General features: G+C 47.6%; 12 protein-coding genes, 1 riboswitch and 1 other annotated feature (1 of these 14 cut by a window edge). Of the genes, 8 read left to right on the forward strand and 4 right to left on the reverse strand.

The window, feature by feature from the left end:
- Positions 1-35: 35 nt before the first annotated feature.
- Positions 36-494 carry an NUDIX domain-containing protein gene (locus ACFQ1X_RS02710; RefSeq protein WP_144838696.1) on the forward strand — a complete coding sequence of 153 codons (459 nt, stop codon included), beginning with the start codon at positions 36-38 and terminating at the stop codon, positions 492-494.
- Complete coding sequence (locus ACFQ1X_RS02715) at positions 475-1257, forward strand: alpha/beta hydrolase family protein (RefSeq protein WP_144838698.1); 783 nt, start codon at positions 475-477, stop codon at positions 1255-1257. Before ACFQ1X_RS02710 ends, ACFQ1X_RS02715 begins: the two co-directional genes overlap by 20 nt.
- Positions 1258-1311: 54 nt before the next feature.
- Here ACFQ1X_RS02715 and pckA read toward each other — a convergent pair whose 3' ends face one another.
- A complete protein-coding gene (gene pckA, locus ACFQ1X_RS02720; protein WP_144838700.1) occupies positions 1312-2901 on the reverse strand; it encodes a phosphoenolpyruvate carboxykinase (ATP) in 1590 nt (529 codons plus the stop codon).
- 235 nt (positions 2902-3136) lie between these two features.
- Positions 3137-3250, forward strand: a riboswitch (SAM riboswitch).
- 202 nt (positions 3251-3452) lie between these two features.
- Here pckA and metK point away from each other — a divergent pair.
- Entirely contained in the window at positions 3453-4649 is a 1197-nt protein-coding gene (metK, locus tag ACFQ1X_RS02725; RefSeq protein WP_144838702.1) for a methionine adenosyltransferase, read from the forward strand.
- Between the two features lie 45 nt (positions 4650-4694).
- Here the strand turns inward: metK and ACFQ1X_RS02730 are convergent, their stop codons facing one another.
- On the reverse strand, positions 4695-5204 hold the full coding sequence (locus tag ACFQ1X_RS02730) for a gamma carbonic anhydrase (RefSeq protein WP_144838704.1): 510 nt from the start codon (positions 5202-5204) through the stop codon (positions 4695-4697).
- Positions 5205-5316: 112 nt separating this feature from the next.
- On the opposite strand from ACFQ1X_RS02730, the gene ACFQ1X_RS02735 reads away from it, so the two are divergent.
- Positions 5317-6120, forward strand: a complete 804-nt coding sequence (locus ACFQ1X_RS02735) for an alpha/beta fold hydrolase (RefSeq protein ID WP_144838706.1) — start codon at positions 5317-5319, stop codon at positions 6118-6120.
- 20 nt (positions 6121-6140) lie between these two features.
- Positions 6141-7157 carry an LLM class flavin-dependent oxidoreductase gene (locus ACFQ1X_RS02740; RefSeq protein WP_144838975.1) on the forward strand — a complete coding sequence of 339 codons (1017 nt, stop codon included), beginning with the start codon at positions 6141-6143 and terminating at the stop codon, positions 7155-7157.
- Positions 7158-7217: 60 nt separating this feature from the next.
- Here the strand turns inward: ACFQ1X_RS02740 and ACFQ1X_RS02745 are convergent, their stop codons facing one another.
- Together ACFQ1X_RS02745 and ACFQ1X_RS02750 are read right to left on the reverse strand one after the other, a co-directional pair.
- Positions 7218-7793 (reverse strand): class I SAM-dependent methyltransferase, encoded by a 576-nt coding sequence (locus ACFQ1X_RS02745; RefSeq protein ID WP_144838708.1) that lies wholly within the window; start codon positions 7791-7793, stop codon positions 7218-7220.
- Positions 7790-8743: a TIGR01212 family radical SAM protein gene (locus tag ACFQ1X_RS02750; RefSeq protein ID WP_144838710.1), complete on the reverse strand. Its 954-nt coding sequence runs from the start codon at positions 8741-8743 to the stop codon at positions 7790-7792. The genes ACFQ1X_RS02745 and ACFQ1X_RS02750 overlap by 4 nt, the downstream gene beginning before the upstream one ends.
- Positions 8744-8898: 155 nt before the next feature.
- On the opposite strand from ACFQ1X_RS02750, the gene ACFQ1X_RS02755 reads away from it, so the two are divergent.
- From ACFQ1X_RS02755 to ACFQ1X_RS02765, 3 genes are all read left to right on the forward strand, one after another.
- Complete coding sequence (locus tag ACFQ1X_RS02755) at positions 8899-10104, forward strand: MDR family MFS transporter (protein WP_144838712.1); 1206 nt, start codon at positions 8899-8901, stop codon at positions 10102-10104.
- A 164-nt stretch (positions 10105-10268) separates the two neighbouring features.
- On the forward strand, positions 10269-10961 hold the full coding sequence (locus tag ACFQ1X_RS02760) for a CoA transferase subunit A (protein WP_144838714.1): 693 nt from the start codon (positions 10269-10271) through the stop codon (positions 10959-10961).
- 16 nt (positions 10962-10977) lie between these two features.
- The gene (locus ACFQ1X_RS02765) at positions 10978-11631 is read left to right on the forward strand and encodes a 3-oxoacid CoA-transferase subunit B (protein ID WP_144838715.1); all 654 of its coding nucleotides are present in this window, start codon (positions 10978-10980) and stop codon (positions 11629-11631) included.
- 45 nt (positions 11632-11676) lie between these two features.
- Positions 11677-11719: a binding site (T-box leader), on the forward strand; it runs 165 nt beyond the window's last position.

The following is an 11719-nucleotide window of genomic DNA, read 5'->3' on the forward strand; positions in this document are numbered from 1 at the left end:
GTGCGCTTTTTTTATTTGTTCAGGAGTGATGGGGAATGGAATATACGGATTTGAATGGTTACCCGTGCAAACTGTCTTTTGAAAGAGGTGTGTTTCCTGTTGAAAGCCGGCACGTCTTAATCATAGCGAAGTTTGAAGATAAATGGCTTTTGACAGAGCATAGCGAACGGGGATTGGAGTTTCCGGGCGGTAAAGTCGAGACAGGCGAAAGTCTGATTGATGCGGCAAAGCGGGAAGTCTACGAGGAAACAGGCGGAAGGGTCGAGGGGCTGGAATGGTTTGCGGAATATCTTGTGCTTGGCAATCCGCCATTCTGCAAAACTGTATTCACAGGACATGTTTCTGCGATTGACCACATTACACGAATGGAAACGAATGGAGCGGTTTTGGTGGAACGATTGGAGCCGGACAATGCTTATAGTTTTCTGATGAAAGATGAAGGAATGAAAGAAATTATGGAACGGGTGATTAAGGATGGAAAATGGAAAGATTAGTTCAAAGCGGGCATATCCTTCACCGAATCCTCATGTGAAACTGACTGAAATTATCTATTGGTCGGAAGGATTGCGGGTAAAAGGGCTGCTTGCTGAACCGAAAAAACCGGGGAATTACAGCGGTATGCTATATTTGCGTGGTGGTATCCAGTCGATTGGCATGGTCCGGCCTGCACGCGCTGCGCAATATGCTTCCCAGGGCTTTGTCGTTTTTGCGCCTTATTACAGAGGCAACCGTGGTGGTGAAGGCAAGGATGAATTTGCGGGTGCTGATCGCTGGGACGCAGTGCATGCGGTGGATGTGCTGAAACAGTTCTGCAATGGCAATGTTCATCTGCTGGCATTTTCAAGAGGCGGCATTATGGCGCTTTGGACCGCCGTGCTGCGGGATGATATCACATCACTTGTCACATGGTCCGGCGTCACGGATACGGTACTGACTTATAAAGAACGTCCGGATATGCGGCGGATGATGAAGCGGATTTACGGCGGCACCCCTAATACAGCATTGACTGCTTATGAGGAAAGAAATCCGCTCATGCGATTGGATGAAGCAACCGCACCCATGCTTATAATACACGGGCTGCGAGACGAAAATGTGTTGCCGGCACAGGCGTATTTACTCGAAGAGGCTTTGAAGTTGAATGGCCAGCCGCACGAAACCTGGTATTTTCCGGACTATGATCATTTTTTCCCACCAGCGGAAAACCGGAAAACGGTTGCTGCTTTGGCACATTGGATGAAAGAAACAGAAAAACAGTAAAAAATAGCATCAAAAAAGCACATCCGGCGAAACTGCCGAATGTGCTTTTGCTCATTATTTTGTTAACGGGCCGCCCTGAGCGCTGATGTCAGCTGAAACGGAGCCGAATTTCTTGAAATTATCCTGGAATTTTTTAGCCAGCTCATTTGCTTTTGTATCGTAAGCTTCTTTATCGGCCCAGGCATCACGAGGATTTAGAACTTCCGTCGGCACTCCTTGAATTTCCTGTGGAATGCTGAGGCCGAATACGGCTTCCTGTTCTGTCTTGACGTTTTGCAACTCGCCTTTGATCGCTGCGCGAACCATTGTGCGGGTGTAAGATAGTTTCATGCGGCTTCCTGTTCCATACACTCCGCCGGTCCAACCTGTGTTGACAAGGAAGACTTCGACTTCGTGCTCGTCGATTTTATTGCCGAGCATTTCAGCATAGACCGTTGCATGCAGCGGCAGGAAAGGTGAGCCGAAGCAAGTCGAGAAAGTTGCTTCCGGAGAGGTGATGCCGCGTTCCGTGCCGGCTAATTTTGAAGTATAGCCGCTAAGGAAGTGGTACATTGCCTGCTCTTTTGTCAGTTTGCTGATTGGCGGCAATACGCCGAATGCATCAGCAGTCAGGAAGACGATCGTTTTTGGATGTCCAGCCATTGATGGATGGATGCTGTTGTCGATCGCATCAATCGGGTAAGCTGCGCGTGTATTTTCCGTCAGAGACCCATCATCGTAATCCGGAATGCGTGTTTCCGGATCTACGACAACATTTTCAAGAACCGAACCGAAACGGATTGCATCAAAAATCTGCGGTTCGTTTTCACGGGAAAGGTTGATCGTTTTTGCATAGCAGCCGCCTTCGATATTGAAAACACCGTTATCAGACCAGCCATGCTCGTCATCACCGATCAATTTACGGTCCTGGTCAGCAGACAATGTTGTTTTGCCTGTTCCCGACAGACCGAAGAACAATGCGACGTCTCCGTCCTGGCCAACGTTTGCCGAGCAGTGCATCGGGAGGATGCCTTTTTCAGGCAGGATATAGTTCATGATCGAGAAGATTGATTTTTTCATTTCGCCTGCGTATTCAGTGCCGCCGATCAAAATTACTTTCTTTTCCATGGAAACGATGATGAAAGTTTCGGAATCTGTGCCGTCAATAACTGGATTTGCCTGGAAAGTAGGAGCATAGACCACTGTGAATTCAGCATCATGGATTTTCAGTTCTTCAGCAGACGGACGGATGAATAATTGATGGGCAAACAGATTGTGCCACGCGTATTCATTGATCGTCTGGATGTGCAGACGCGACTCCGGGTCTGCACCGGCGAAGCCTTTGAAAACGAAAAGTTCATCTTTTTGCTTGAGGTGCGCAAGGACTTTAGCATACAGGTTCTCGAAAACTTCAGAAGAAATCGGACGATTTACAGTACCCCAGTCAATTTTGTCTTTCGAAATATCTTCTACTACCATATACTTGTCTTTAGGTGAACGACCCGTGTATTTTCCAGTTTCGGCTTTTACTGCACCTTCGCGGGTCAAAACTGCCTCGCCGCGTGAAGTTGCCGCCTCTACTAATTGTGGGACCGACCATTGTGTATTGACATTAGGGCCATTTAATAGGTCTTTTAAATCGCTGACGAAGTTAACTGAGTTCATATATGTACCTTCCTTTTCGGTTATTCCCAAGGCATTGGGGAAGAGTTATATTCGAACATTAGTATAACACATTAACCCGATTAGTCTATACTAATAAGCGGGTTGAATTGAAAATTCGTCGTTTGTGCATATTTAATACCCTTAATGTAATGATTTCATGCATTTATTGAGAATAAATATTAAAAACCGTTGACATCATATAATGGTTTCCGTATGATGAAAAATTGAACGGATACTCTTATTCCGAGCTGGTGGAGGGGGCAGGCCCTATGAAACCCGGCAACCTGCTGCATCGTGCAGCGCTGGTGCCAAACCTGAAGCAAGGCTCTTAGGCCTTGGACGATAAGAGTGAAAGGTGCTTATGATGATTTCTCCTTTCCTCATTTATATATGAGTGAGGGATTTTTTTATGCCATGCCCTTAATCCTCGTGTACAAAGGCCACAACGGCTTGAAGTTCAATCCAACTTGTTTGGAACGGGCTTGACATGGGAAAACGAGTACCGTATCAATTTCGAGAGCAATCTCGCAGGATATAAGGAGGAACATTTTTTGACAAACCGTCGATTATTCACATCAGAATCAGTAACAGAAGGACATCCGGATAAAATCTGTGATCAAATCTCAGATGCAATCCTGGACGCGATCCTCGCAGAAGACCCGAACGCACGGGTAGCGTGCGAAACAACCGTGACCACAGGCCTTGTTCTCGTGGCGGGCGAAATTACAACATCAACTTATGTAGACATACCGAAAGTCGTGCGCCAGACCGTTAAGGAAATTGGTTATACCCGCGCGAAATATGGCTTTGACTCTGAAACGAGTGCTGTCCTGACGGCGATCGATGAGCAATCACCGGATATTGCCGCCGGAGTGAACGTTGCTCTTGAGTCGCGTGAAGGCCAGATGACAGATAAAGAATTGGATGATATCGGAGCAGGAGACCAGGGTCTGATGTTCGGATACGCAACCAATGAAACAGAAGAATTGATGCCGTTGCCGATCAGCCTTGCCCATAAATTGGCAAGACGCCTTGCGGAAGTGAGAAAAGAGGAAATTCTTCCATATCTGCGTCCGGATGGCAAAACCCAGGTAACAGTTGAATACGATGAAAATGAAAAACCGGTTCGTGTGGATACAATTGTTATTTCCACTCAGCATCACCCGGAAGTAACACTTGAGCAAATCCAGCGCAATATTAAGGAATATGTAATCGATGAAGTTGTTCCTGCAAATTTGCTGGATGATGAAACAAAATACTTCATCAACCCGACCGGCCGCTTCGTAATTGGCGGACCTCAGGGAGATGCCGGTTTGACTGGCCGCAAAATCATCGTAGATACTTACGGTGGCTATGCACGTCATGGCGGCGGCGCATTCTCCGGTAAAGACGCGACGAAAGTTGACCGTTCCGGTGCTTATGCAGCCCGTTATGTAGCGAAGAACATTGTCGCTTCCGGCCTGGCGGAAAAATGTGAAGTGCAATTGGCTTATGCCATCGGTGTTGCACATCCGGTATCCATTTCAATCGATACGTTCGGAACAGGCAAAATCAGTGAATATCAATTCATCGATCTTGTCCGCGGCAATTTTGACCTGCGTCCGGCAGGCATCATCAAAATGCTTGACCTTCGCCGCCCGATTTACAAGCAAACGGCAGCTTATGGCCATTTCGGCCGTACAGATGTGGATCTGCCTTGGGAACGCACAGAAAAAGCAGATGCGTTGAAAGAACAATCCGGAATTTAATCGAAACAAAAAGCGCACGAGCCCTTAGGCTTGTGCGCTTTGTTATTATTGCAACGATTTATAATAAGCGGCTTTTTCTGCGTATTCACGGACGATGCGCTCCATGTCCGCGATGTCATCTTCATTGAGATTGCGGACCACTTTGGCAGGGCGGCCGAATGCCAGTTTTCCTGGCGGTATGACTTTCCCTTGTGGTACGAGGCTGCCGGCGCCGATAAATGCGCCTTCACCGATTTCAGCTCCGTCCAGGATGACCGATCCCATGCCGATCAACGCATTTTTGCGGATGATGCAACTGTGGAGGGTGACCTGGTGGCCGACGGTGACATTGTCTTCAAGGATCAATGGGTTGTTGGGGCTTTGGTGGAGCATGCACAGATCCTGGATATTGGTTTTATTGCCGATGACGGTCGGAGCAACATCACCACGCACGACTGTATTGAACCAGACAGAGGATTCTGCTCCTATTGTCACATCACCCGTAATGGTAGTGAAGTCGGCGATAAAAGCCGATGGGTCTATTTGCGGGTGTTTGCCTTTGTATGGGTAAATCATGGTAAAACTCCTTTAATAAAGATAAGATATCTTTAATGGTAGCAAAACCTTACGAAAGGTCAACTTTTAGCTGAAGTATGAGAAGCAGATAACCGGAAGGGGGACGCGGAATATGTGGAAATGGCAGGCTGAAGGACAGGCGAAAGCCGTGATCGTGCTTGTCCATAGTGCATATGAACATCATCTTCGATACGGCTGGCAAATCGAGCAATGGCGTTCAGCCGGATTTCATGTCGTTATGGGGGATTTGGCAGGGCATGGTAAAAGCCGGTCTTCCGACAAACCCCATATGGCCAGTTTCGCAACTTATGAAAAGGATATTGACGAAATGCTGGAAGCCGCGCTATTGGATGAATTGCCTGTCTTTATAATTGCCCATGGCTTTGGTGCCACGCTGGTGATGAGCTATTTGAGCAGCGTACAGCAGAACATTGCGGGAGTCGTATTCACCTCGCCTTGGCTGCATCTCATCAAGACCCCTTCGAAAATTTCCAGCGCCTTGTCAGGCTTGCATAAACTGGCGCCGAATTTAAAAATAAATCATGATTTGTCGATTGAAGATTTGACCCGCAATCCTGACATCATAGAAGTCGAACGTGATGATGAACTTTACCGGCCCATCGTGACGGTGAAATGGTATCGGGAATTGCAAGATTATATGAAGTCGATAGCTGGTGGTAAAGTGAAGTTCCCTGACATTCCAGTATTTATCCATACAGGGGAAAAAGATTTGGTGACGAATATAGAAGTTTCGAAAAATTGGCTGAAGCAGCAGGATTTGAAAGAATTCAGTTATAAAGAATGGAACGGCGCATTCCATGATCTTTTTCAGGAACCCGAGCGGGAAGATGTATTTATTACAACGCATTTATTTCTGAAAAATATTCTTCGGTCGTTGGGTTATGTAGTGAAGTAAGATGAAAGGAATGGATGGCTATGGAGTTGCGTTACAGCATCCTTGATCAATCGCCAGTTTCGGAAAACAGCAATCCCGCCGAAGCTTTACAGCAAACCGCCACATTGGCCCAATCTGCAGAGCAATGGGGCTATACCCGCTTTTGGGTGTCTGAACATCATGACGCCCAGACCTTGGCGGGTTCCTCCCCGGAAATTTTGATTTCCCACCTCGGTGCGGTGACCAAGACGATTCGCCTCGGCTCGGGTGGGGTGATGCTTCCACATTATTCATCTTTTAAAGTTGCGGAGAATTTCAAGCTGCTGGAAGCCCTTTACCCGGGAAGAATTGATGCGGGTGTCGGTCGAGCACCGGGTGGAATGCCGAGAGCTTCATTGGCGCTCAATGAAGGCCGGGCACGGAATATCGACCGCTTTCCGGATCAGATCGACGAATTGTCGATGTACCTGAACGATGCCATTCCTGAGGACCATCTGTATCATGGTATGAAGGCGACGCCGTTGACCCCCTACGCACCTCCGATATGGATCCTCGGCTCCAGCATGTCTTCGGCTTTATTGGCAGCTGACAAGGGCTTGCCTTATATGTTTGCGCATTTCATCAACGGGGAAGGGGGCCAGGATTATACCCGGACTTACAGGGAACGGTTTGTAAGTGCTGAAGGAAATGGCTCTTGGGTCGGATTTGCGATTTTTGTGGTCTGCCAGGAAACAGAGGAGCAGGCGGAGCGGATCGCTTCATCACTCGATCTTGCGCTGTCGATGGGCGGCCAAGGGATGCCTTCGAAAGGGACGCCATCACCTGAAAAGGCACAGGCGTATGAATATTCCAAGTTTGAAAAACTATTAGTGGAAGAGAACCGCAGGCGGATGGTCGTCGGAAATCCAAAGCAGGTTGCTGATCGGCTGGAAGACCTGGCGGAAGAGTATGGGGCGGACGAAGTAATGCTGGTATCGATCGCCTATGATTTTGAATCAAAACTGAAAACCTTCAGATTGGTTGCGGAACAATTAAAGAAGAGCAATCAGAAAAAATAAAGCATTGAATACAATAAAAATAACCCTGGAGGAATAGCAATTATTCCTCCAGGGTTATTTTTATTTGGAAGCATTATTCTTCAATTGCTTTTTCTCAATGGCAACCAGAAACGGCGGTGAATGCTGCTGGTTGATGAATTGATATTTCAGGACATCAAATTTTGTTTGCGGCAAGTGCTGCACGTAATCCAGCACCGCATCCCGTTCTTCGCTGCCGCCTTCGTGCCCTGAATAGATGACAATCACGACGAGACCGTTGTCCTTAAGCAACTGGATGCATTGGCGAATAGCTGACAATGTCGTCTCAGACTTGGTGATGATGCTGTGGTCACCTTTCGGCAAATAGCCCAGATTAAAGACGGCTGCGCCAATTTCTTCTTTGACGTATTGTTCGATTTTGGCATGGCTGTCGAGTATGACTTCGACATTGCTGAACTCTTTGACCCGGTTACGAGTAGCCTGGACAGCGTTTTCCTGGATGTCGAATGCATAGACCTTTCCGGCGTCGCCCACCATTTGCGCAAGAAATAATGTATCATGCCCATTGCCGGCAGTGGCGTCGATGACATTATCGCCTTCAGTGACAGTCTGCTCCAGCAGAAACTTGGTGAAAGGAAGAACTCGCATCAAGGTCATGCTTTTACCTTCCCTTCAAAAAATTTCCCCTGCCAGCTGCCCCGCAGTTCAAGTTCCGCGTCGATGCCGTTGAGCACGTCCCATTTATTGACGCTCCACATCGGGCCGATCATCAATTCGATCGGACCATCACCGGTAATGCGCTGGACGATCATTTCGGCAGGAATCACTTCCAGTTGATCAGCGACAAGTTTGATGTATTCCTCTTTTTCAAGGAATTCCACCATCCCTTTTTCATATTGCTTGACCATTGGCGTGCCTTTTAAGAGATGCAGCAAATGGATTTTAATTCCCTGGACATCGAGTTTTGCCACCTCACGGGCCGTTTCCATCATCATATCCCGGTTTTCGAGAGGCAAGCCATTGATGATATGGGTACAGACACGGATGCCGCGACTGCGCAACTTCTCGACTCCTTCTATATAAAGGTTAAAATCATGGGCACGGTTTACGAGGCGCGCCGTTTCTTCGTGAATGGTCTGCAGACCAAGCTCAATCCACAGGTACGTCCGTTCATTCAGCTCCGCCAAATAGTCAACTATATCATCAGGCAGACAATCGGGACGGGTGGCGATGCTCAAGCCGATGACATTTTCTTCCGCCAGAGCGGCTTCGAATTTTTCCTTGATGACCGGAAGCGGGGCGTGAGTATTGGTGTAAGCCTGAAAATAGGCGATGTATTTGCCTTCTTTCCACTTTTTGTGCATTTTCTCTTTGATCCCTTCGAACTGGACGGAAATCGGATCGACACGGTCACCGGCAAAGTCACCGGATCCTGCCACTGAGCAGAATGTACAGCCGCCGTAAGCCACAGTTCCATCGCGGTTTGGACAATCAAAACCGGCATCCAATGCAATTTTCATTACTTTATGGCCAAAATGGTCCCGCAAATGGCGGTTCCAAGTATAATAGCGTTTGCCGTCTGACGAAAAAGGCAGGTTCAATTCCATAACAACAACTCCTCTTTCGTGTATTGTAGCATGGCGCTATTTTGCGCCACAACGGCAGAAAATACTTGTTTCGGCGAAGTTGAAAAATTTTCTTGTCCGGTGGCAGAAAAAGGAATACAATGACTCTTGGAATTGAGATAAAAGGAGACAGAACAATGCCGAAACAAGTGTGGCTTTTAATCATCGGAATGCTCGTCAACGTAACGGGGAATTCCTTTCTGTGGCCATTGACGACGATTTATATGCATGATCATTTAGGCAAATCATTATCTCTCGCCGGCCTGGTGCTGATGGCGAATGCGGGAGCGGCAGTCATCGGGAATCTGCTCGGCGGCATACTCTTCGACCGGATCGGCGGATACAAGTCAATCATGGGCGGCATCATCATCACCATTTTCGCCCTGATTGGTTTGAACATCTGGCATGAGTTTGTACCATTTGTCGTTTTTTATACGATTATTGGTTTCAGCGGCGGAATCGTTTTTCCGAGTATGTATGCGATGGTGGGGACTGTCTGGCCGGAAGGCGGACGTAAAGCCTTCAATGCCATATATTTGGCGCAAAATGTTGGGGTTGCTGCGGGGCCGGCAATGGCAGGCGTACTGGCGGTCTATAGCTTTGACTATATTTTCATGGCTAACCTTGGCATGTATCTTGTGTTTTTCTTCATTGCCTTAATCGGTTTCCGGTCGATGTCCATTTCTGCAGTTTCACATACCAGTGTGTTCAATGAAGGGAAAAAAATCCGCAACCGGGCACCTTTTTATGCACTGCTTATTGTGTCGGCTGGTTACCTTCTGTGCTGGGTGGGATACGTTCAATGGCAGTCGACGATATCAGCATATACACAGGTAATCGGCATCACTTTGCCTCAATACAGCCTGTTGTGGACGTTGAACGGCACCTTGATCGTGCTCGGACAACCCTTTATCCGTCCGATCATCAAACGCATTGAAAATAATATCAAACAGCAATTGATCATCGGCATCATTATTATGATGGTATCGTATCTGGTGGTCGCTTTTGCACAGCAATTCAGTATGTTTGTCATTGCGATGGCCATTTTGACGATTGGTGAAATGTTCGTATGGCCGGCTGTGCCGACATTGGCCAGTCAATTGGCACCAAAAGGCCGTGAAGGATTCTATCAGGGAATCGTCAACAGCGTCGCAACGGGCGGCCGCATGATCGGCCCATTGATGGGTGGTTTGATGGTCGATTTCTACGGCATGCAGGCTTTGTTCATTCTCGTGACTTTGCTGCTAGTAGCCGCAATCGGGGCATCGCTGTTGTATGATATTCCGCTAAAACGGAAAGAAGCGGCAAAAGTGGAAGAAGTGATTGGTGAAAATGTGATATGAGCAGATCGTGTTCAGTGATAATAAGTTTAAAGAAGGAAGCCTGATTCATTCGGGCTTCCTTCTTCTGTTTGTTGCGTTTCAATAGAGAGTTTGTTTAAATTGAATATGAAAGCGTTTCAAAATAATCTAAATTCTATATACATATTGCAGAGGGGGCATAAAGAATGAAACCGATTTTTGGTTCTGCGAAAGAAGCAGTTGAACAGATACAGGACGGCGCAACGATCATGGTTGGCGGTTTCGGATTGGTCGGAATTCCGGAACAGCTGATACTGGCACTAGTGGATAAAGGGGTTACGGACTTGACAATTATTTCCAATAATTGTGGAGTTGACGAATGGGGCCTCGGCTTGCTGCTGAAGAACAAGCAAATCAAAAAAATGATCGGCTCTTATGTGGGGGAAAACAAAGAATTCGAACGCCAGGTGCTGTCAGGCGAAATTGAAGTGGAACTGACGCCTCAAGGCACCCTTGCCGAAAAGATGCGTGCAGGCGGAGCCGGCATTCCAGCATTCTTCACTCCTGCCGGCGTCGGCACGACCGTAGCTGAAGGCAAGGAAATCCGCGAATTCGATGGCAAGGAACATGTCCTCGAACATGCATTGAAAGCTGATTTTGCACTCGTCCGTGCTGCAAAAGCAGATAAGATGGGCAATCTTGTCTACAATAAAACCGCCCAAAACTTCAATCCGCTGGCAGCAGCTGCCGGGAAAGTCACCATAGCGGAAGTGGAAGAAATCGTTGAGACCGGCGATATCGACCCGAACCATGTACAGACACCGAGCATCTATGTTCAGGGATTATTACAGGCGAAACAGGAAAAACGCATCGAGCGTTTAACTACGAAACAGGCTTAGGAAGGAGTGGAAACCGATGGATAAACAAATGGTGAGAGAACGAATTGCAAGACGCGCGGAAAAAGAAATTCACGACGGCGACTACGTCAATCTGGGAATCGGCATGCCGACCCTGGTGGCAAACTTCATTTCGGACAATAAACAGGTTGTCCTGCAATCCGAAAACGGCTTGCTGGGCATCGGACCGTATCCGACGGAAGATGACGTGGATCCTGATCTGATCAATGCCGGCAAAGAAACGGTAACGACAATTCCGGGTTCCGCTTTCTTCACGAGTGCCGAATCGTTTGCCATGATTCGCGGAGGCCATATTGATGTGGCGATTCTCGGCGGCATGGAAGTTGCTGAAAACGGCGATCTTGCCAACTGGATGATACCTGGAAAAATGATTAAAGGCATGGGCGGCGCGATGGACCTGGTCCACGGTGCAAAAAAAGTCATCGTCATCATGGATCATGTATCAAAAGACGGGTCTGCGAAGATCAAGAAACAATGCGATCTTCCGCTGACTGGCAAAGCCGTTGTCAATAAAATCATCACCGAACGTGCAGTCATCGAAGTGACGGACAAAGGCCTTGTATTATCTGAAGTGTTCGAAGGCTTCTCTGTGCAGGACGTCGTTGACTCAACTGACGCACCGCTGAATACCGATAACGTCAAAGTATCCTGAGCTATTGCCAAAAAACGGCGGCTCAGCTAGAATAAGATGTAATAGCAAATGACTTTGATGAGGATCAGTAAACCGTATTTTATTCCCC

The sequence above is a fragment of the Metaplanococcus flavidus genome (genome assembly GCF_042675885.1).
In the GTDB taxonomy this organism is placed as follows: Bacteria; Bacillota; Bacilli; order Bacillales_A; family Planococcaceae; genus Planococcus; species Planococcus flavidus.